This is a genomic window from Shewanella sp. H8, from assembly GCF_040285065.1.
In the GTDB taxonomy this organism is placed as follows: Bacteria; Pseudomonadota; Gammaproteobacteria; order Enterobacterales; family Shewanellaceae; genus Shewanella; species Shewanella polaris.
Map to the genome: position 1 here is coordinate 394,980 of NZ_CP157213.1, position 22,722 is coordinate 417,701.

16 protein-coding genes and 1 other RNA gene are annotated in these 22,722 nt (G+C 41.0%); 8 read left to right on the forward strand and 9 right to left on the reverse strand.

Features of this window, described 5'->3' with window-relative positions:
* Window positions 1-7 precede the first annotated feature (7 nt).
* The 4 genes from ABIS04_RS01740 to ABIS04_RS01755 all read right to left on the reverse strand — a co-directional run bounded on the left by ABIS04_RS01740 (window position 8) and on the right by ABIS04_RS01755 (window position 3,441).
* The gene (locus ABIS04_RS01740; RefSeq protein ID WP_137223513.1) at window positions 8-577 is read right to left on the reverse strand and encodes a BON domain-containing protein; all 570 of its coding nucleotides are present in this window, start codon (window positions 575-577) and stop codon (window positions 8-10) included.
* Window positions 574-1,167 (reverse strand): phosphoheptose isomerase, encoded by a 594-nt coding sequence (locus ABIS04_RS01745; RefSeq protein ID WP_137223511.1) that lies wholly within the window; start codon window positions 1,165-1,167, stop codon window positions 574-576. The genes ABIS04_RS01740 and ABIS04_RS01745 overlap by 4 nt, the downstream gene beginning before the upstream one ends.
* 127 nt (window positions 1,168-1,294) lie before the next feature.
* Window positions 1,295-1,621: a YraN family protein gene (locus ABIS04_RS01750; RefSeq protein ID WP_137223509.1), complete on the reverse strand. Its 327-nt coding sequence runs from the start codon at window positions 1,619-1,621 to the stop codon at window positions 1,295-1,297.
* Complete coding sequence (locus ABIS04_RS01755) at window positions 1,618-3,441, reverse strand: penicillin-binding protein activator (protein ID WP_350432399.1); 1,824 nt, start codon at window positions 3,439-3,441, stop codon at window positions 1,618-1,620. Before ABIS04_RS01755 ends, ABIS04_RS01750 begins: the two co-directional genes overlap by 4 nt.
* A gap of 89 nt (window positions 3,442-3,530) precedes the next feature.
* Between ABIS04_RS01755 and rsmI the strand changes: the two genes are divergently transcribed.
* Both rsmI and rnpB read left to right on the forward strand, forming a co-directional pair.
* A complete protein-coding gene (rsmI, locus tag ABIS04_RS01760) occupies window positions 3,531-4,373 on the forward strand; it encodes a 16S rRNA (cytidine(1402)-2'-O)-methyltransferase (protein ID WP_350432400.1) in 843 nt (280 codons plus the stop codon).
* A 53-nt stretch (window positions 4,374-4,426) separates the two neighbouring features.
* An RNA gene (gene rnpB, locus ABIS04_RS01765) (RNase P RNA component class A) lies at window positions 4,427-4,786 on the forward strand.
* A gap of 621 nt (window positions 4,787-5,407) precedes the next feature.
* Here the strand turns inward: rnpB and ABIS04_RS01770 are convergent.
* A complete protein-coding gene (locus ABIS04_RS01770; protein ID WP_350432401.1) occupies window positions 5,408-6,235 on the reverse strand; it encodes a mechanosensitive ion channel domain-containing protein in 828 nt (275 codons plus the stop codon).
* A gap of 633 nt (window positions 6,236-6,868) precedes the next feature.
* On the opposite strand from ABIS04_RS01770, the gene ABIS04_RS01775 reads away from it, so the two are divergent.
* The 3 genes from ABIS04_RS01775 (at window position 6,869) to ABIS04_RS01785 (ending at window position 11,798) form a co-directional block, all read left to right on the forward strand.
* Window positions 6,869-7,615: a hypothetical protein gene (locus ABIS04_RS01775; protein ID WP_350432402.1), complete on the forward strand. Its 747-nt coding sequence runs from the start codon at window positions 6,869-6,871 to the stop codon at window positions 7,613-7,615.
* Between the two features lie 210 nt (window positions 7,616-7,825).
* On the forward strand, window positions 7,826-9,439 hold the full coding sequence (locus ABIS04_RS01780; RefSeq protein ID WP_350432403.1) for a hypothetical protein: 1,614 nt from the start codon (window positions 7,826-7,828) through the stop codon (window positions 9,437-9,439).
* Window positions 9,440-9,662: 223 nt separating this feature from the next.
* Window positions 9,663-11,798: a TonB-dependent siderophore receptor gene (locus ABIS04_RS01785; RefSeq protein WP_350432404.1), complete on the forward strand. Its 2,136-nt coding sequence runs from the start codon at window positions 9,663-9,665 to the stop codon at window positions 11,796-11,798.
* A gap of 98 nt (window positions 11,799-11,896) precedes the next feature.
* Here the strand turns inward: ABIS04_RS01785 and ABIS04_RS01790 are convergent, their stop codons facing one another.
* From ABIS04_RS01790 to ABIS04_RS01800, 3 genes are all read right to left on the reverse strand, one after another.
* Entirely contained in the window at window positions 11,897-14,050 is a 2,154-nt protein-coding gene (locus ABIS04_RS01790) for a TonB-dependent receptor (RefSeq protein ID WP_350432405.1), read from the reverse strand.
* Window positions 14,051-14,272: 222 nt separating this feature from the next.
* Entirely contained in the window at window positions 14,273-15,919 is a 1,647-nt protein-coding gene (locus ABIS04_RS01795; RefSeq protein WP_350432406.1) for a ShlB/FhaC/HecB family hemolysin secretion/activation protein, read from the reverse strand.
* Between the two features lie 229 nt (window positions 15,920-16,148).
* Window positions 16,149-17,369: a threonine/serine exporter ThrE family protein gene (locus ABIS04_RS01800; RefSeq protein ID WP_140233142.1), complete on the reverse strand. Its 1,221-nt coding sequence runs from the start codon at window positions 17,367-17,369 to the stop codon at window positions 16,149-16,151.
* A gap of 163 nt (window positions 17,370-17,532) precedes the next feature.
* Here ABIS04_RS01800 and ABIS04_RS01805 point away from each other — a divergent pair, with 163 nt between their 5' ends.
* From ABIS04_RS01805 to ABIS04_RS01815, 3 genes are all read left to right on the forward strand, one after another.
* Window positions 17,533-17,928 (forward strand): MAPEG family protein, encoded by a 396-nt coding sequence (locus ABIS04_RS01805; RefSeq protein ID WP_137223491.1) that lies wholly within the window; start codon window positions 17,533-17,535, stop codon window positions 17,926-17,928.
* A 202-nt stretch (window positions 17,929-18,130) separates the two neighbouring features.
* Window positions 18,131-20,449, forward strand: a complete 2,319-nt coding sequence (locus ABIS04_RS01810; RefSeq protein WP_350432407.1) for a YgiQ family radical SAM protein — start codon at window positions 18,131-18,133, stop codon at window positions 20,447-20,449.
* 118 nt (window positions 20,450-20,567) lie between these two features.
* Window positions 20,568-21,161: a hypothetical protein gene (locus ABIS04_RS01815; RefSeq protein WP_206194452.1), complete on the forward strand. Its 594-nt coding sequence runs from the start codon at window positions 20,568-20,570 to the stop codon at window positions 21,159-21,161.
* A gap of 207 nt (window positions 21,162-21,368) precedes the next feature.
* Here ABIS04_RS01815 and ABIS04_RS01820 read toward each other — a convergent pair whose 3' ends face one another.
* A complete protein-coding gene (locus ABIS04_RS01820; protein WP_350432408.1) occupies window positions 21,369-22,190 on the reverse strand; it encodes a Rossmann-like domain-containing protein in 822 nt (273 codons plus the stop codon).
* Between the last annotated feature and the right edge of the window lie 532 nt (window positions 22,191-22,722).

Below are 22,722 nucleotides of genomic sequence, written 5' to 3' on the forward strand. Positions count from 1 at the left end.
AGTTGGATTAAGAATCAGTATATTCAAATACCTTAATCACTTTACGAACTCCGGCAGTATTTCGAGCGACGTCTACGGCTAAATCAGCTTGCTTGTGGTCAATTAAGCCCAGTAAAAACACTTCACCATTTTCGGTAATCACTTTCACTCGAGTAATATCGAGAGATTTCTCATTCAGCATACGGCCTTTCACTTTGGTTGTTACCCAAGTGTCGTTACTGCGAGTGGTGAATGAGGTGGGATTACCAATACGAATTTGGTTATGTATTTTGCCGCCGATTTGTAAATCTTGCACTACTTTAACGGCTTTATCGCGCAGCATCGAGTTAGGCGCTTGACCTATCATCAATACATTATTGTTCATCACAATTGCCGCAATATGGGTTTGATTATTAAGGTCATCATGTTTCGACAATGCGCTGGCAATAACAAAGTCAGCATTAGTATCGCTGACTTGAGTGCTCATGCTGCGTTCGTCATTAACCATCTTGGCACCGCTAACGGCACCAACCATGACGGCACCAGCACATCCCTGCAATATTGCTAGAGTTGTGATGATGAGTAACCCTTTTATCATGCTTGTTCATCCTGTGGGAACAAGGTGCGATCGATGTTATCGCATAAACAGTGAATAACCAGCAAATGGACTTCTTGAATACGTGCAGTGACGTTTGATGGTACACGAATTTCTACATCACCCGCACTCATCAAGCCAGCCATTGCGCCGCCATCTTTACCAGTTAGCGCAACAATTGTCATGTCGCGGCTTAATGCTGCTTCCATGGCTTTAATAACGTTGCCAGAGTTACCACTGGTCGAAATAGCTAATAAAATATCGCCCGGTTGACCCAATGCAAAGATTTGCTTCGAGAAAATTTCATCGTAGTTATAATCGTTAGCAATGGCGGTAATCGTTGACGTGTCACAGCTTAATGCAATTGCAGGTAGCGGCGGACGTTCAATTTCATAACGGTTTAATAATTCAGCAGAGAAGTGTTGAGCATCGCCAGCACTGCCGCCATTACCGCATGACAGAATTTTATTTCCGCCAAGTAGACATTGCACCATCATCTCTGCAGCTTTTTCAATCGGCTCTGGTAATGCTTCTGCAGCATCAATCTTAGTCTGAATTGATTCGGTGAAACTATCTCTAATACGTTCTAACATGCAACAATCCTTACGCTAAATTATATCTACGATGTCTCTGATGGGCTTTTTGTGAGCATCCATCAGTTAGACTCAGTAATTTGACTATATAATGCCATAAATCAAAGTTATGGTAATCAGTTGTTGCTTAAAAACACCCTTGTAGCCAGTTTATTTCATCATTATTCATTGCAATGACATCAAAGCGACAAGGTGGATTCAATTTTTGTCGTTGTAAATAATGATCTGCCGCCAATCTTATCCGGGTGATCTGTTTGCTTGTTAATGCATTTAAGGCACCACCAAATTGGTTTGACGCCCTAAATTTTACTTCAACAAACACCCACACATCCTGTTGGCGCATAATCAAATCTATTTCACCAAATGGGTAACGCACATTAGCCTCTACAAACGTCAGACCTTGTTGTTCAAGATAAGTTCGCGCTTGTTGCTCAGCTAATTGTCCACGGTTCATAGAGGTGTTAATTGCCCTTTAGTATATAGACCCCAAGACAATTGACGATCAATCACCCCATTAGGTTTAACCGATAATGCACCACTTCGCCCCATAAATTGATAACCAGGGAAAGCACGCATTTGCGCTAAACGATTAACCAATTCAAGTGCATCGAAGCCCATTACATATAAACGTTTTTGGCTGTTATTCCAACCACTCCATAGCTCTGCCACCATTTGAGTTTCGTCATTAGACTGCATTAACCATGGAACATCACTAATCATCAAGTTATTCAGTTCTTGCGATGACTGGGCCGACTCATTTTCGAGGCGACTTCGGCTAGTGGTATACAAGGCGACTGGTTCAGAGAATACGCTAAAGTTAACATCTAAAAACGGCTTAAGTAGAGCCAAGTCTTGTGAACCTGAAATCATGTAGATTGCATCAATATCTTGACGTGAACGGAAATCAGCCTCTAAACGACTGCCCAACAATTCACGCATTCTAGCGATGCGAGCTTGGCTGTCTTTAACGCCCAAGGCTTCTTGAACGGTCAGTTTCATTTGGTCGCCGGCATCATAATAATGCACTTCAACAGTATTATTTGTTAGGGCTAACCACGCCTGATTAAAGCTCTCAGCCATACGTTTACCAATAGAATCATTACTGGCAAGCAATAATGGCAACTTTACCCCGTCGTTAAACAGTTTTTGCGCGGCATCACTGGCTTCTTGCGCCGGAGACAATGAAAAATAAAAGAGATTAGCCTGCGGCGTAAACGTATCAGTTTGGTTTAAATATAGTTGAGGTACAGTGGTTTTTTGCTTGTCGTTGATTTTTTGTAACTCTTCAACCTCATTGGGTAATAATGGCCCAATGATAAACTCTGCACCTTTGGCGATAGCTTGCTGATAAGCGCCAGTCACACCTTGCTGAGTATCATAAAAGTTAAGTGAGACATTGCTATCGAAGTCAGATAGATAACTAGATAATAATCCTTGGCGGATAGGTTCTGCAACCGCAGCTCGTGGACCTGTTAACGGTAATAATATCGCAATATTTTGCGGCCTAAAGGGTTTAGCATTAAGTGCTTTTTCTAAATCGTTAGGTAACTTCATCGCAGCTGGATGGTAAGGGTTATTACGTTGCCACTCACCTAAATAACGTACTAGTTGAGACGGCTCAACGGCATAATGTTTAGCGATATAAGTCAGTTGCAACCAACCAGCAAAAATAGGATTAGATTGATCGCGCATAAATGCTTGCACGGTTTCTTCATGCAATGGCTGGAGTAATTTCCAGATAACATTGTTAAGGGCTGCAGTTTCAGACTTTGGTAGGTAATTACTTAATAAGCTTAATTGTTTAACTTGCTCAATGGGTTGTTGGGTATGTTTATACAATTTAGCTTTAAATTGGTGATAGCTGGCCATTTGCCATCGTGGTAGCTGCCAATGTGGTGGATACTGTAAAATATCTAAAGCGGCTTGGCTGTTAGTGGTTTTCTCCGCAATGCGAGCGCGCAAATAGATATGCTCAGCCTGAAGTGATTGCACATTCACCATCGACTTTTGCATTGAGGTTAAAACATTAGTTGCAGCATTAAAATTACCATCATTTATATAAGCGTGAGCGGCGAGTAATAAATAACGATCGCGCTTTTCTGGTAAACTGCTTTTGGTTGCTTGAGCCAAATAAATTTTAGCCGGATGCTCCGCAGCAACGAGCGATGCACTTGCTTCAACATTATCTTGCTGTTTTTGGGTAGCGCAACTGGCCACCAATACAGAGAAAATCAACGCACACACAAATTTTGTAGTATTCAGTCTTTTTAACACTTGGCTATACTCTGGTAAGATGCTGGCACTAGTTTAACCTGCTCTTACGCTTGGCGAAAGTATCAGGTAGATTCATTATCGAGGTAATTATGGACCAAATGGTCGCGCTGTATATTGTTCCCACCCCAATTGGTAATTTTGGCGACATCAGCGCTCGGGCAATAGAGGTGCTGCAACAGGTTGATTTAATCGCCTGTGAAGACACACGCCACAGCGGAAGACTGCTTAGTCACTTTGGTATTGAAACCCGTAAAACGGCATTACATGATCACAATGAACGTGACCGAGTGCAATGGATAGTTGAACAATTAGATGCCGGAAAGTCAATTGCGCTTATTTCCGACGCGGGTACACCGTTAATTTCTGACCCAGGCTACCACCTAGTTAACCATGTTCGCCAAGCGGGACACAGAGTTGTGCCGTTACCAGGTGCTTGTGCCGCGATTACGGCCTTGAGTGCATCTGGTTTGCCGTCCGATCGATTCAGTTTTGAAGGTTTTTTACCCTCAAAAGAAAAAGCCCGTATCGACAAGTTGGAGTTTCTTAAAGAAGATCCTCGTACATTGATATTTTACGAGTCTCCGCATCGTATTTTATACAGTCTTGCCGCTATTGTTGAGGTGTTAGGCGAAGACAGACAAATAGTGATGGCTCGTGAAGTCACTAAAATGTTTGAAACTTTTCTCTCTGGGACTGCAGCAGAAGTATTAGCATTGGTTGAAGCTGATGATAATCAGCAAAAAGGCGAAATGGTGATTATGTGCCACGGCTTCACCATTACAGACGAAGAAGGTATTCCTGCCGTTGCCGTTGCTACGTTGAAGCTACTTTGTGAAGAGTTACCACTTAAAAAAGCAGCCGCTATTGCCGCACAAATACACGGTTTAAAGAAAAACGCCTTGTATAAATACGGTTTAGAATTGGATTTATAAAAAGCCTATCGTTTGGCATTGGTTTGTTGGTCTGCTTAGGCTATAATCCGCGCCGAGTTGGCCAGACAGTTGCCGCGTACGCAAGTACGGGGAGGAAAGTCCGGGCTTCAAAGAGCAGGGTACCAGGTAACGCCTGGGCGGTGTGAACCGACGACAAGTGCAGCAGAGAGAAGACCGCCATTTGATTAGCTTCGGCTATAAAAATGGTAAGGGTGAAAGGGTGCGGTAAGAGCGCACCGTGCGACTAGTAATAGTTCGTAGCAAGGTAAACTCTACCCGAAGCAAGACCAAATAGGGTCCCGTATGGCGCTGCTCGCGTTGGGACCGGGTAGGTCGCTTGAGCCTGTGAGCGATTGCAGGCCTAGATGAATAACTGTCCTCGACAGGACCCGGCTTATCGGCCAACTCACCTCTTTACATGAAAGGCCTCGCAGCAATGCGAGGCCTTTTATTTTTTATGGGCTAGAGCTGAAAAATTTTACCAGCAAATAACTGACCACTCCGCGCTCAACTAGGGCATGGCGGCTTATCGGCCAACTCACCTCTTTACATGAAAGGCCTCGTAGCAATGCGAGGCCTTTTTTTGTTGGTATGAAAAATTATTGATTATCGTCATTGCCTACCCCAAAGGGAGGAATCAAGCTTATTTATACTAAACCTTCATGCGGACTAATTGCCTGACGCAGGTGACCTATAGATTGTGACAAATGTGGAGAGCATATTAATAAGCGAACTTATGTTTATGATTAAGCAAGGTGCTGTAAGCACTAATAATGTTAGCTGTATTAGGAACAAATAAGTCAGTTTTTGATTGCCAGATTGAAGATATGAAATAAAGTTTACACTTACCCCACAAGCTCAAAAAATTGAGTAATTAAAAATAGCGAAAAATAAGAGTCGTAAAATAAATGAAAGGAGTGAAATTAAGATTTCATAATAATAGGTGGCTAGCTAACACAGACGCGATTTATAGGCTAATAAAAACGAGCAAGGCCCTAAGGCACTTGCTCGTTGTTGTCATCAAAACATAGAGATTATTGCTCTTTTTCGATGATCAGCTTTCTGTGTGGGAAAGGAATTTCAATACCTGCTTCATCCAGTGCTTTTTTGATTTGCTCAGGGATTGAGTACAGGATGTCGAAGTAATGTTCACCATGACAGAAAGGACGGACCAAGAAGTCCACTGAACTGTCATTTAAGGTTTCAACTTCAACAAATGGCGCAGGGTCTTTTAAAATATGTGGATGTGCTGCCAATACCGCGTCAATAACTTTGCGTACTTCATCGGTATTTTCTTTGTAAGCCACACCAAAGTGCATATCTACACCACGAATATCATGGAAAGAATGGTTAACGATTTGAGCCCCCCAAATTTGATTGTTCGGCACAATAATATGCTGATTATCAAAAGTTTTAAGGATCGTGGTGAATAAATCGATTTCTTGAACATTACCGAATCGATCAGCAGCGCTAATAAAGTCACCTACTTTATAAGGACGGAATAGTAATAACATTACGCCTGCAGCAAGGTTAGATAATGTTCCTTGCAATGCTAAACCAACAGCTAAACCAGCAGCACCTAACAATGCCACAATAGAGGCTGTTTGCACGCCAAAACGATTTAACACCGCTATAGCAACGAAAGCGAGAATGATGTACTTCGCTACACTGCCTAAAAAACGGAATAATGTGTTGTCGAGCTTATCGTAACTTTCACCAATTTTATTGATGATTGAGCTCATTTTATTAGCAATATAAAGACCAACGATTAAAATTAGCGCAGCTAATAATACATTGATCCCTACATCAATTATTAACGGTAGGTATTGATTAATATCGATTTGTTCTACGTAGTCTTGCATTTAATGCCTCCTGCATAAAAGGAATACTTGCTTTATGTTTGACGGTAACTTGTATTGGATCTTACATCTGATTAGATATTAACTTGGTTTGTTAAATTCTATGGCTTAATGTAACAACATTGTTGTCGCGATAAGCTTAACACAATCATGGGCTAATGTGATGACAATCACTTTAAGAATGACTGAGAAGAGTTTGTTTTTGCTTGAATTAATGGTGGGTATCATGACTTCGCAACAGAAATTAAAAGTAAGCTTATGTCTATTAAATAAAAAGAACGTTAGTTGAATAAAGAACATTACCCATGATTATCGGCTGCAATATAAAATGGGTGGCTGAATAAAATAGACTATTAGCATTATTCACAAACGTTTTAATCCCTTGAGCAGTATTTCCCTACCTAAAGATAAAACGCTTCACATAACTTCTTTGCAAAAATATTTTGCGTAAAATTTTCGCGAATACGTACCTACTGCTAACCCATTGCGTCAGTCATTATTCCCTTAACAAAAACGAGACAGCTTGGTGAGTGTTATTCATCATTAAATATCTGTCTGTATAAGCGTCTTATCTGCCGTCCCAAAGGTATTTCGGTTAAAGATTGTTGCTTATGGCGCTAGATTAAGGGAAATATTATGTATAGATCGATATGTAAAGTGGTGCTTTTTGGGGTAATGATGTTGGTATCGGCATGTTCGAGTGACGTTAGCCCTTATCATGGGAATCAAGGCGACACCCCTAAAGTATTTGATAGTCAGTTTTTTAGTGGCCAATGGAGTGTGATAAAAGCGCAAGGTAAATATACTCATTTCGCCAACAGAAAACCTCACATTGTGTCTATTTACCAAGGTGATTTAGAGAGTCTTAACAGCAGAATTACGCAAAATAAAGTCGCCGGACTACGCCTTGAAACCATTGTCGCGGCTCAAGGTAAAAGTAAAATACAGGCGCTACTAAATAATATAAATGAATTTGAATATATTAATAAACATTACACCTCTGAGAATATTGATAGTGTTCAAGAATCCACCATTTATAACGGTGCTAAGCCATTACGAAAAGACTTTGTACAAAAGAATGAAGCTAATACCTTAGTTTTTGATTACTACAACCAAAACAATGTTGTCGTTGGTCTTAATGCTTTTGTACTGTTTGAGTATCAACATTTTTCTGTGTTGCGAAAAAATCAACGTGAGCATTTTGCTCATGCTAAGACGACATATAAGCAATTGGGTTTGGATATTAATATCGACGTTGATTTTATAATGCTCAACGATAAACAAAATATGGTTGGTATTGATGTGGTGAACGATGAACTCATTATTGTGTACAACTTTGGCCGAGGTGAAAGGAATTACGCTATTTTAGAAAAAGTGAAATAGTAACAACTGAGTTTTTATTGGTTTATGTGAGATCTGAGTATTAACATAAGCGCGAGATCTCAAATGATGAAGTTTATTAATCATTAAACTAAATAATTCTGGGCTAGATGCATTGTTAATATATCCTTTAGAAAAATAACTCCGCTGTATTTTTTTGAGTATTAATTAATTTCAACATTGAAAATAAATGTCGATTATAAAAGGACCGTTATGAGTAACGAAATCATTGAGCCACGTAGTACTTGGACAATGCGACTAATTTCACCAAAGTTTAATGATGAACTCTATCTTTGGATGTCTACCATCCCAATATTTTGTGGTGTGATGCAGTTTATCCTCAGTTTTTTTTACTACCTGAGATTTATGGGACTGGTATTTGTTGGGGCAAGTGGCCCTAAAGCATCGAATGGCGGCGGTTTAGGCGCGCTAATGTTGGTTATTTTAGCTTTCTTGTTCACCATAGGACTATTTTGCGCTTTTGTTATTGGGTTTTCCTACGGTTTTACATCGTTAGGTTGGCTTTATGAAAGGGCTCCTTGGTTATTGTACTTGTGGCTAACCGTTGTTATTTTGGGGTCAATGTTTAAAAACAGCATAAAAGTTAAAGCCATTGGTGATAATGCTGATAAATATGGCTTAACTATTGTGTATTACTATGGCATGGGATTGACGGCTTTTTTAGTGTTACTGGTATCTAATCATGTTTTTGAAAATAATATGATTGAAACGGGAGGGGGAAATTGGGCGTTAATTCCATTCGGTATTGTTGCCTGCTTTTTGTCTTTATTTCATGGCATTATTAAGCCCGCCATTACTTCAATTATTGTGCTCTATATTCGCTTATTCGTAAAAGCGGATGATAAGGTCAACGCGCTTATTTTGCAGCGCAATGAAGCGGCTATGGTAGCGGCAAAATCAGGTCGTAAGGGGTTAAGTTATCTACGTTACGCAGCGTTATTTAGTTTAATTTCACCGCTCGTATTTGTGCGCTTACTAGACGTATTGGGTATGGGACAGCAAGTGCTTAGCACTTCATTAGCGCCTTATACATTCGATATATTCATGGCGATGTTCGGGCATATTGAAATGGCAATTTGGCTGGCACTAATTGCGTGGTTTGCTATTGCTGCCATTATAACGCCACAGCGTAGTTTACTGGCAAAGCTTATCCGATTAAGTGGTAAGGAATCACTTGGTGCGACCAAAACAATTGCGGCTATTGGTGTTGTGTGTTTCAGTCTATTGGCTCTTGGAGTTTATGTTGACCTTGGTATTTCAAACGGATTTAACAAAAACAACCCAGAGAGCATTATTTTGCAAAAATCCCGTGATGGTAACCACTATTTATCATCACGTTATGCCAAAGAATTCGCGATAAATCAACCAGAGTTATTTGAGGTTTTTAATATTGAACCACCAAAAAAGACCACTATTTTTGGTGTAAAACCAGGTACAGCTAAATACAAAAAAGCCCAAAAAAACTATATTAATGATCACTATATTAAAGAAAGAACTGACATTGCTCAGTCTAAACATTATCAATTTAGGCAGGGGTTAGCATTTTATGAAATAGCATTATGTATTACTATTTTCTTAGGTATGTTTACGTTATCACCTATTCATTTAGGCATGTATTGTATATCCGGCTGTTTCATGTTTTTGATTTGTGCCACCAGTATTGAAGGCAACTTTGAATATATTGACGAAATAGAGAAAGATTCGTTGGAGATCATTGATAAATTATATTTTTATTCTACTCACAGCACGTTAAGTGGGGCCGAATATCGTCTTTATCGCGATGCACAAAAACTCAAGTCTATATAGTTATTATTAACATTTACCTTGTTGTAATCTCAGTGAGCGACAAGGTAAACATCCCTTATTTTATTCATGTATATTTAATTGTTTTCCCGATAAAAATCAACACAAAGTGCTTGTATCGTTAACAAAAATGGCATAAATGTAAATCTTCAAATGCAAATGGTTATCATTAATTTTTGGTGTTATATTGTGGCCAAATTTTACCGTTGTTAATGAGTAAGCCGTTATGCATTTGAACGTGATTAATCTTGGGGTATTAAGCTTGCTTTTACCTGTACTGAGTGTGAGTGCTAATGAACAAAGTACTGAAAAAGTTCCGAGTGCTTCGATTGAAAAAATAACTGTAATGGGCCGAGCGCAAACATTTTACCGAGAATCTGCGACTTCTGTTGGTGCCAAAGTTGAAACCGATATTATGGACTTGCCACAATCGGTGCAGGTGTTGAATGAGCAGTTGATTGTTGACCAAGCCGCACGTGAAATTACCGACCTATACCGTTCTATCGCTGGTGTGAGTGCCTACAGTTATTCGGGCGTAACGTTTCGTGGATTTAGAGATGACAGCAACGTTTTCTATGATGGTGTAAGAGGTGACCCTTTTTCTGGTTTTGGCGTGCCACAGCTATTTAATATAGAACGCGTTGAAGTACTAAAAGGTCCTGCCGCAGCATTATACGGTGGTGGCGAACCGGGCGGCATGATCAATTATGTTACCAAGAAGCCGAGTTTTGTCCAAGACACCGAGGTAACATTAACTGCTGGTGATAACGACCGTATGGGTGGCTCAATAGACTCAAAAGGTGGCTTAACAGACAATATTGCTTATCGCCTTGGCGGCTTTTATGAGCAAAAAGACAGCTTCCGTAATAATGCTGACGCTAAAAATGTTGAATTGACAGGTGGACTATTATTTCAACTTAGCGATGACACCACACTAACAACCTCGATAGATTACATTAAACAAGACTTAGGCGGTAATCGTTTACGGGGTGTTCCGGTTGATGATGATGGTAATTTTTTGGTTGATCCAAGTTACAACGCCAATGAAAAATCTGATTATCAAAACCTTGAAGCAACAATATTACAAGCTGATTTACAACATCACTTTAGCGATGCTTTGAGTATGAATACCACAGTTCGTTACCTTGATAATGAACGTGTTCAAGGCTATCACGAGTCGCAAGGCTGGGTAGATGTTAATGGTGATGGTGAAGCCAACGTTGATGATGAAACTATTAAACGCGAGTACCGTAAGCAGTATCGAGCCAATAAAGAAGTGAGCTTAACCTCAGATTTTGTATACCGCTTAGATAGTGCCATTGAGCAAACTCTGCTATTTGGTGCAGATTATCATCATGTTGACACTGAATATGATTATTGGCGCGCTCGTTATGAAGCAGATGGCGTGGCTAATCTCAATATTTTTGATCTGAATTATGGTCAGAGCGATCCCGCGGATTACAACTTAACAGATCAAAACCGCGATGGTGAAAAAACCGAACGTATGGGTTTATATACTCAAGATCAAATTAGCTTAAGCGAAAAATGGCTGTTGCTGGTGGGCTTACGTTACGATCACTTTAATGATTTTGATAAAGAGACTGGTTTTGAGTATAGCGATCATCATGTTTCACCTCGAGCAGGTATTGTTTACAAGTATTCTCCAGATACCTCTTTTTACGCTAATTACTCTGAAAGTTTTAATCCAACCTCTATTGGTGATCAAGAAGAATCCAGTGCTGATGGTGGCTTATCACCAGAAATAGGTGAGCAGGTTGAGGTAGGTATTAAAAACCAGTGGTTTGACGGTAGCATGATGACCACGCTTGCTGTGTATCAAATTAACAAGAAAGACGTGGCGATGAATAACCCTGACGATACTGGTATTGATGATGGTATCGCGGCCTTAGTCAGTTTAGGTCAAGTAGAAAGTAAAGGTGTTGAGTTTACCCTAGTCGGTGACATCACTGCCGATTGGACTATCATGGCAAACTACGCTTATAACGATGCCAGAGTCACTGAAGGCGATATTGGCGATACCTATGCCGACGGCAGTAAATTTGTTAATGCGCCACGACATCAAGCGGGTTTATGGACACGTTATGATATCGACAGTTTACAGTCTGCCGTTGCATTTGGTGCCGACTATGTCAGTGAGCAAGTCAGTGCGGATGCGCAAAAGGTTAAACCTTATACCGTATTTGATATGAGCTGGACAACCACTTGGCAAGAAACCCAATTTCAACTGAATGTGAAAAATCTGTTTGATAAAGAATATGCAGTGAGCGGATTTTCTGAACGTAATGGCCATTTCCCTGGTGCGCCAAGAGAAGTGGTATTACAGGTATCGCATCACTTTTAACTTAAGACTATTAACGGAAGACCCATAAGGTTTTCTTTAATAAAAAAGGGAGTAAACAATTAATTGTTTATTCCCTTTTTTATTATTTCAGAGCAGGTTTAAAAACTGGCTTTAACGCCCAGATTGATGGTGGTACCCAGTGCTTTGGTATAGTAACTCGCATTAGTAGAAGATTGTGCTCGGGCAGAAAAATAATCTTCATTAAGTAAGTTTTCTACACCAAGCGATAGTTGCCAATTATTGAGTTGATAGCTACTAGTTAGATTCACGACGTTATAATTTGCTATAGGTCCTTGAGAGCCAATATATTCGCCATCGATCGGATCAAATCGGTCTCGGTCACCAACATACATGTAGTTAATCCCTATACTAGCTTCTTCAACGGGTTGCCAACTAATATAAGCTGTTAATTTAGGTGGTGATATGGTGCCACCATCTATATAAGTATCGGTTTCGGTGTCTTTACCTTCAACCCAACTATAGCTTAAACCTGTATTGAGATTATCTAACACTCGATAATCAACTTGCGCTTCGTAACCCCAAATTTTTTGTGGTGCGCGTACGGGTAAGTAAATGCCTGTTGTTGAATCAAAGCTGTTACTTGTGCCTAATTCTGATTTACTTCGGTAGGCGGCAATTTCATAATTCAGATCACCAAGTTGACCAGAAAAACCGATTTCATAATTATCAACAATGGATGATTCAGTGCGGATTAATGCAATATCATTGACTGTGGCGGTTCGTAAAAGACGGCCAATATCTGAAATATCTGCACCTTGGGAAAAGCTCATGAACGGGTTAAATAACTCGTTCATATTGTAACGTAAGCCAATATTATAGGTGGTTGAGTTATATGTTAATTCTCCGCCTGTGACATCAAAAGGTACTGAGCAAGTACTTGGCGTTCGGCAAAGTTTTAAAGTTTGATAATCATCGACCCTTAAATCAACACTGTCTTGGCGGATACCGGCTTTAAAAACCCAATCATCGGCAATAACAAACTTAGTTTGTAAATAAACGGCTAAGTTACGCATATCCATTTCAGGCACCCAAATTCGGCCGTCTTCTAATGGTTGTGAACTGATGTCTTGCAGCGCATCAATACCGTAAATAAAGGTTGATTCAACATTATCCCAATCAACTTGGGTAGCAAAGTTAACACGTAGGCCTTTCTTCTCTGACTTGATGAACGACTGGCCCCCTTCGTAACCTTCACTTAGGTTAGCTAGTGCAGTTGAAAAGAAAAACATGTTTTCAATTTTTTGCAGATAACCATCAACAGTTAACTGGGTGTTAGTGAATACTTCTTGATCGACGTATTTTAACATTAGGTTATGATTACCGCGCGGTCCTTGAGGTACGCCCAGCTTTGCTATCCCAGTAGGGTTTTCTATCGAGTAAGTTTTTTCACCAGTGCTAGCATTACCTGTAACATCAATATAGTCTGAGTTTTGTTGCGCTTCGTAGTAGTTATACGTTAGTTGAATCGACTTATCGTCGTCAAGTTGGTAGCCAAGTTTGGTAAAATAGTTGTTGGATTTAGTTTCTGATAAACCATAGACTAATCCGATAGCATCACCTTCTGCATCACGTTCAACGCCTGTTTTTTCGGTAATGGCGCTAAATACGTAGCTAAAATTATCAATCGTACCGCCTATTGATGTATCCACTCGATAACCAGCACTGTCTTGTAATTTTATCGCACTAAATTTACTGGAAACTCCAACATTAACTCGTGCTTTGTCTTCGCTAGCTCGTTTAGTTATGTAGTTTATAATGCCGCCCGAAGCGCCATTGCCATAAATAGAGGTCGCCCCTTTAATAACCTCAATACGCTCAATGACTCCAGCATCGATAGAGCTTATGCCTAATTTACCATTTCGTAATGGGGTAGATTGTGGCACGCCGTCAATCATCACTAATGCGGCTCTACCGCGTAAGTTTTGTCCCGAGTTACTTGATGTGCCAGTGCTTGGCGCTAGCCCTGGAACGCGAAATGCGAGTAAGTTTTGTAACTGCGAAGTGACTAACATATCGCGCGCGAGGGTTTCTTGCTCTATGAGCGTGACAGAAGAAGGGACTTCCTCTATCCGTTCGGATGATCGACTACCAGTCACAATCATGCGCTCCATTGAGACATTATTGTCTTTGGCTTGTGGTGATGATTCTGCATTGGCATTAGTTGCGGGGAGTACCAATAAAAATAATGCGCAGTGAGTAGCTATAGCCAATTGGCTAGGCTTGAATAACATAAGTATACCGATTAATAAACAATGAATGATGTGTAATGATATTCATTATCATTAGTGGGTACACATTATTTACATTTTTTACATTAATTCGATGCCTGGTTTTGTGTATTAAATCAAATGAAGATTAATCATCTTTTTGCTTGGAAGTGTTGAGTGTTTCGTCTTTGTCATCTACTCGTTGGTAGTTTTGGTTTGGCACTGTAGTAACAAAGATCTGTAGATTTAGAAGTGATTTTTAACTTGGAATCGAAACTCCCAAGCATTGGTATCATCACCGGTGGTCATTGGCACTGCAACATCAATGTGTGCCACGTTGCCGTAACTGGATTTAGATGAGTAAACACGTGCGCCAATGCCAATACTCGCAATGGGGCCATTAACCTCGTTTAGCTCATCTGTGCCGCCAGTTGCTTGGCCAATATCGGCAAATATCGCCCAACCTAATTCAGCCAATTGGTATAAATTGATATTTGGGTAATAACGAATTTCGCTGGTCAGTAACCACTGATTATCGCCATGCTGGTAGTCATTAGGGTAACCTCGTATACCGGTTTCATCACCCAGCGCAAATGTTTGGTCAAGATAATTATTATGTGAGGTGGCAATTCTGGCTTTGGAGTAGGCGGTCCATTTAGGGCTAATTTGATGAAAATATTCTGCCGCTAAACCGATATTATAAAAATCTTGTTGCCCAGTTTGAATATCTGTCCTACCAGTTAAACTCATCAGTAGTAATTGATTGTCTTGTTGCCAACCTCGAGTGGTTAATAAGTTGAGGTGATAACCTAAGGCTGCACTGTCAGCCACATCGTTGAGTTCTAATCCTAGAGTGACAACATGGCGCCAGCCTAAGTTAAAATCTTCGTTGTTATTTATCAGGTGGATGTTATTCAGTACCGTAAATTGGTCTTCTAGGTATTCGTAGCTTATCCACGGGTAAATAAATTCACGGTCGTAGGGTAACTGTGACTCTGGATATTCAGCGATATTATTGAATTGATGTTGGTCTTGAGTGATACCTAAGCTAATGCGTTGCAATTGATCATCTTGCTTATCCACTAACCAACCAAAACCCAAGTTGGCGTAATCAATAATATGTTCAAACTCGTTAATGTCTTCGCCATTTTGTCTTATGGTGTCTGTTCGAGTATCTGTTAACCATGCCGCGGTGTACATGTCTTTGGTGTCTAATGAGTAAAAAGGTTTATTAAACGCTAGAGACGAGGTTTGGCCGTCGCTATTATCATAAAAATCTACCGAAATATTACCGTGCTTTACCCATCTTATTGGTGCATCAAATGCAATTTTATACCCAGTACGGTCCTCACTGGATTGGTATTTTATTTTTGTTTGTACCCCTAAACCAAGCAAATTATCTTCTTTAATTCCGAACGAGTACTTGGTGTCGCCACCATTTTTGCTCAGGCTTACGGTTGGTAATAATGACCAGTTATCCCACGTTTCAACTAACACCACATCTTCAACGTTGTCTGCTGCTAATGGGTCTTTTCTGGCAATATTAATTTTGGCATCACGAATGTAAGACTCATAACGTAATAGGCGTTGGGCTTCGAGAAGATTTTTTGTGGTGATTTTGTCGCCTTTTTCAAAGCTTAAGCTGTTAAGAATGGTCGATTCTTTAGTGTTGATGTGTAAATAGTTTGCCCAGCGATGCAAAAAAATAGCATCTGGGGCTGACTCATCAAAAATGGGGTGACTGACAATGACGATATTAGCAACGCTATCGACATCATGTTTGTTCACAGTTGACGGTTCAGATTGACTTACTGCAGCGTCATCATTAGCGCTAACGCTAGTGTGAAAAAGCAAGATGACGAAAAAACAAGCTGACAGTAAGACTGTTGGCATAAATTCGTCCTTATTATTGTTTTTGTTATAATTTTTAAGGAAATACACATGTTAATTTAGCGTTATCGGAATGGTGCCTTTGAGTTAGGGTTTCACTTAATAACACACTGGAATCGTTAAAGAGTCAAGTATTTAGGTTATTTAGACTAAATCAACATCAGAAAGTATAAGGGCTGCATTAAATGCAGCCCTTATAAGAAGTATGATTAAATTGATAGTGCCGATGAGATTATAATGAGCGTCTTGGCGGAACCACTACGTTAGCAAATATAAGCCCAGCAATTAATGACATGAAAATAAGAAATATCTGGGAGCCTAAATGGGCTTGATTAAGCATGGTTTCGCCAGAAATTAGCGCATTTAACCCAATATAGGTTTTGCTGCCAGGCACTAAAATAACAATACCTTGTAGTAGCGCAATAGATGCAGGTGCTTTCATCCAACGGGCATAAAGGTTTGAGTAAATTCCCACCGCTAATGCTCCAACAAAAATACCAATAGATTCGCCTAAATAAATCCCCCCGAGCATTGCAGAGAAAAATGCCACAATGCCGGCAAATACACCCCAAGGTGAGTCTTTTAAACGGGCCTTAAAAATAATGACCAATGACATAGACAATATGGGTACAGCAGACCAAATAGCCCAACGAGGTAGTGGAATGGGGTCAATATAAGTAACGTCGCCAAAAATGGCTTTGCCAATGGTCATGCCAAGTACTGCGCCAAAATACAATTTAAACAGCTGCATGACCGCATCCATAATGCGTGCCGTACCAGAGATTAAATCTCGGGCAGCAAGCTCGGCTAACCCTAGTGTAAGTGCTAGGCCGGGAACAAAGATAATAATCCCAGACAAAATGGTGACCGGTAAATTGACACTAGGGTCTAGGGTGGCAATCCCCGACGCTAAAATCGCGCACACTACCGCGGCCATAGGTTCGAGCATTTCGGCTATTCGTTTTGAGCGTTCAGCCCAAAAAACTAAGCCGTATACCAGTAAGCCTAAAAGAGCAGACCAAAAAACATCATGCCAACCAGTGCCCATTAACATCGCAAAACCACCCGCGCTGGTACCAAAGGCAAGTAATGTGAGTTTATGTCCATAGGGGTTGGGTTTATTGGCAATTTCTTCTAAGCGTTCTAGTGCTTCTTGTAAGGTGCGTTGTCCAGAGCAGAGTTCTTCTACAAGCTCGAAAGTACGCGCTAACGAGCCTAAATCTAAGTCGCCTGGTTTTACGCGTGCGACGTGATTGTATTCTTGCTCAGTGTCATGTTGGAGGACAAATGTCATCGATGTTGGTGATATTAAGAAATATCCTTCAATGCCCAGAGTGGTTGATACGGTTTGTAAGTGGGATTCTAAGCGATACGCCGGAGTACCGAATTTATGTAGGTATTTCCCTAACTTTATAATAAATCGGCGTTTTTCTAAAAAATCCTGATTATCCACTGGGCGATAGTCACTCTTGTTAAGGTAAGATAGTTATTTTGGCGCGAATATTAACCGATTAAGGCGTGTGTTTACAGCCAAACTGATCCAAAATATGGGTATAGTCTTAACTTATTAAAAGTTACTGTAATAACAATAATATAATCGACTCAAGGAATAACACATGACATTGATGGTATCGGGTTTATATGCAGGCTTAACGGCGTTGTTGGTTCTAGCATTATCTTACAAAGTGGTTAAATTTCGTCGTGCAAATAAAATAGGGATTGGTGATGGCGGCCATCAAGGATTGACCATTGCCATAAGAGCTCATGGTAATTTAGTTGAAAATGCCCCAATAGTATTGATTTTATTGATGCTTGCAGAATTAAACGGTATGCCGTTGTACTTAATCCATTGCTTAGGCACAGCTTGGATTGTTGCGCGCTTATTGCATGCTATCGGACTTAATCAAGGTCAAGGAGGTCTTCATTTTGGTCGTTTTTACGGTGTGTTAATTACTTGGATTGTATTATTAACCTTAGCTGTTGCTAATGTTGGCTTCTTTCTTGGGTTATAACATTGAAATCATAAGGGAATAGCAATGTTCCCACTTTTTATATAAGGGTATATAGGGATAAAAATATTTCACTTGTGGTGTTTTTTTAGTCACACTTAGTGTCTCTGTACTGCTATACTCCGCGTCCGTTAAATTCAGCTATAGGCTGATGTTGTCATCGGATCAGCGAGACTGGTTTTCCCCATTTATGTAGGTCATATACATGCAAGTTGAGTCAACGTTATTTAATTATCCAAAGTTTTGGGCTGAATGCTACGGAACAGCACCTTTCTTACCCATGTCTCGTAAAGAGATGGATATTTTAGGTTGGGATAGCTGCGATATTATTGTCGTGACTGGCGACGCGTATGTTGATCACCCTAGTTTTGGCATGGCAGTGATTGGGCGAATGTTAGAAGCCCAAGGTTACCGAGTGGGGATTATTTCACAGCCTGATTGGTCAAACAAAGAAGACTTTATGCAGCTAGGTCGCCCAAATTTATTTTTTGGGGTAACCGCTGGCAACATGGATTCGATGATTAACCGTTACACCGCTGACCGTAAGCTACGTCATGACGATGCATACACCGCGGGTGATATTGGTGGCAAACGCCCAGACCGTGCCGTGACCGTTTATACCCAGCGCTGTAAAGAAGCTTTTAAAGAAGTCCCTGTGGTGATTGGTGGCATTGAAGCTAGCTTACGTCGCATTGCACATTATGATTATTGGTCTGATAAAGTCCGTCGCAGTGTGATTTTTGACGCTAAAGCAGATATCTTAATTTACGGTAATGCTGAACGACCATTAATGGAAGTGGCACGCCGTATTGCAGCGGGTGAAGCCATTAGCGATATTGATGATGTTCGTGGTACCGCAACAATGCGGAAAGAGCCTATGCCCGGTTGGCGTGGTATGGATTCGCGTAAAATAGACCAATTACATAAAATTGAGCCATTACCTAGTCCATATGGTGCAGATGACGTTGGTTGCAGTAATTTATCAGGTCCAACAGACGAAAAGATTTTTGATAACGAGGCTCCTAAAGCCATTAGCGTTCAACCGCCTCGTCCAAAGCCATGGGAAAAAACCTATGTGCTGCTTCCTGCTTATAACAAGGTCAGCGAAGACAAGTATTTGTATGCCCATGCCTCGCGTATTTTGCACCAAGAGCAAAACCCGGGTTGTGCCCGTGCGCTGTTTCAACCACATGATGCTAACCGTGGGGTATGGGTCAATCCACCGGCTTGGCCATTAAACACTGATGAAATGGATGCAGTATTCGATTTGCCTTATCAACGCATTCCACACCCTATGTATGGCCAAGAAAAAATTCCAGCCTACGATATGATTAAAACATCAATCAATATCATGCGTGGTTGTTTTGGTGGCTGTTCATTCTGTTCGATTACCGAGCATGAAGGACGCATTATTCAAAGTCGCTCGCAAGAGTCGATCATCAAAGAAATTAAAGATATTCAAGAAAAAGTACCAGGCTTTACAGGGGTTATTTCTGACTTAGGCGGCCCAACGGCAAACATGTACCGTTTAGGCTGTACCAGCGTGAAAGCAGAGAAAACCTGCCGACGTTTATCGTGTGTGTATCCGTCTATTTGTGGCCATTTAGGTACAGATCATAAACACACCATCGACTTATATAAAGCCGCACGTGAAGTGCCTGGTATTAAAAAGGTCTTAATTGCATCGGGGGTTCGTTACGATTTAGCTATTGAAAACCCTGAATATATTAGAGAGTTAGCTAAGCATCATGTGGGTGGTTATTTAAAAATTGCCCCAGAACATACCGAAGAAGGCCCTCTCAGTAAAATGATGAAGCCAGGTATGGGAACCTATGACAAGTTTAAAGAACTGTTTGATAAATTTTCTAAAGAAGCGGGTAAAGAGCAGTTTTTAATTCCGTACTTTATTTCGGCGCATCCAGGTACCACCGACGAAGACATGGTTAATTTGGCATTATGGTTAAAAGGGCAGAAATTTAAGCTCGACCAAGTGCAAAACTTTTATCCATCTCCGATGGCCAATGCGACCACGATTTATCATACCGAACTTAACTCATTGAAAAACGTTAAGCATGATAGTGAGCACGTGACGGTGCCGAAAAAAGGCCGTCAGCGTAAATTGCATAAATTCTTATTGCGTTACCACGACCCAATGGGTTGGCCGATGATCCGTGAAGCCTTAGTGGCCATGGGTAAAGAGTCGTTAATTGGTAATGGTCCAAATCATTTGGTGCCACCAGAAACCCGTAACGAGCAAACTAAAGTGAAGTGGGGCCAAAAGCCATCGGCTAAAACAAAAGAGCAAAGCGGCCAAAAAGCAATGACCCGTTTTTCTGCCGATCAGTTTGAAGACCGTAAAGGCGGTACTAAAGCAGATAAAGGCAACGCCAAACCTGCAGGGCAAAACAGTAAGTCTTCGCCTAAGGCTTCGGGCCAAGCGGCAAAAGGGCAAACGCCCAAAAGCCAAGGCGCTAAACATTCTGCAAAAACGGGTTGGGCAACCAAATCGAAATACGCAAAGTAGTCAGTGCCTTTATAGACTTGAGTTAACTAAACCCGCATTTATGCGGGTTTAGTTTATCTAAAGCGTGTACTCTGTGTTGAATAAAAATGATAAGTAAGGAATGAGCATCATGGCTAAAATGTCTAGACTAAGTGGTTACTTCAGCAGTGCGTTAATGTGTGGCGGTATGTTATTGGCAACCCCAAGTTATGCTGCTAATTCGGTACAGCAACAACAATTTTTTGAAGCGATTAGTGCGCTTTGTGGTAAAGCTTTTGCCGGTAAAATCACAGCTGGTGGAGCTGAAGGTGATGGTTTTAGTGGCAAACCATTAGTTATGCATGTGCGAGAATGTACAGATAAGCAGTTGAAAATCCCATTTCATGTGGGTGCAGATCATTCACGAACGTGGATTATCACTCAAACCGATACAGGGCTACGTTTAAAGCATGATCATCGTCATAAAGATGGTAGTGAAGATAAAGTGACTATGTATGGTGGCGATACCCGTGATACTGGTACTGCAAATATGCAGACTTTCCCTGTCGATGACGAGTCGATTGCCAACTTTAAGCAACATGGCTTAACTCAGTCGGTTACTAACGAGTGGCAGATGATGATTGAAGCACATACTTTTACTTATCGTTTAACCAGAGAAGATCGCGACTTTAAAGTCGAGTTTGATTTAACCCAACCGGTTGCGTTACCACCAGTGCCTTGGGGATATAAATAGGTTTTTGATAGGTTTATCCTATTGTTATTCTCACCGGCAGTTACTAGCCTGTCTCAGAGAAACTGACGATAACCGCTTATGGAACAGCTCAAGCATAGCGCTGTTACGCTTGTTTGCTGATTTTGTCACCACAAATGGGCGTGGTTTTTCTGATTATATAGGTGGATGAAAGGGCGCACGGTTATGTCTCGCCCTTAATATGAGAAATTATTTGTAGTCGCTGTTTCTCAAAGAGTAACGAGTAACGGACTCTTTCCACTTCTCGCCACTTTTCCAACGCTCAAGGAACAGTTCACTGTTTACTACTGCGCGGCCACCGATGCGAGTGATGCCATGTTCAAATAGTACCTCTGGCAACAGGCCAACGCTTGGGCCCACCAGCGCGATCTCTTGGGCTTTATGGCAATGCGTTAGCAAGCCTTCTAGGGTGTTGTTGATTACGCTGGTGCCAGTAATAAGTACCTTATCGCATTGCGCCAATTTGCTTGGATCTGTGGTTACTTCAAAATTGCCTTTGGCCTGAACCAATTCAGCCCGCAGCTCGATCACCGTTAAAGGGGTTTGTTGTTCGCGGAGTTGGGCTATAAGCGGGGCGAAGTAGCCAACCATACCAACGCGCTCACCAGGTTGAATATCTAGCAGCTCTAAACTGTCTTCTTCGTTGTGGTAGTTAAAGCCACGTTGTTTGAGTACATATTGGCTAATGGCATTAAGCGCTCCGGCGCCAAGCACTTGCTGCCAATCTTGTTGCAGCACGCTTAATTGGGCTAAATCCGTTACTGCTTTACCAATGTAATCACTGTATAGCGATTCATTTTGTAACTGCTCAAACGCGTTGCCCAATTTTACGTAGGTTAGGCCAATGGTACCGCCTTCTAATTCGACAACCCCAAACTTGGCACTTGGGTTATTTTCTTCGTGGCAAATGTGGATTGCTTTGATTGGTGGTAGATCGGTTGGTGCTGTAGTGAGTAACTGTTGATAAATAGACGACATCTGTGATTTCCATAACGCAGGGGATATTTCCAATTATTGTACCTCTACAAAAACGGTTTTTTTGTTAGCTAGTTAGAATATTTCTTACTTGATCAGGAGCTTTGAAGCGCCATGTGCAGGAGATAACAATAGTAGTGGGTGCGGGAAAGGAGATTGCCACAATAGAGTTAGACTAATTTAGCTGATTACTCGCCGAGCCAAAACCTAGCTGACGAATCAACTGTTCTCACTCTTGTCGTTGCTTTTGATGCGCTCATTTCCCGCTAGAAGAATTTAGTGGGGTCGTGGGGTCAGGGTAAACTTTATGAAAAGTAAATTGAAACACTGGATTTTCTAAAACGTTTCTGTCCATAAGTGAGTCAGAAGCCATGATTGAAAATGCCTAAATTCAACTCTGAACTTGAGGCCGTTGAAGACTCTTTATAAAAGAATGCGTGAGCTAGCCATGCATGACGGGCTAGCTTTCGCGGTACAGGTCGCTCTTTGGCATCAGACCCATATGGATATGGGAAATGTCATTATGATGTCGGGAACATCATAGACCATGCCATCACGACATTCGTGA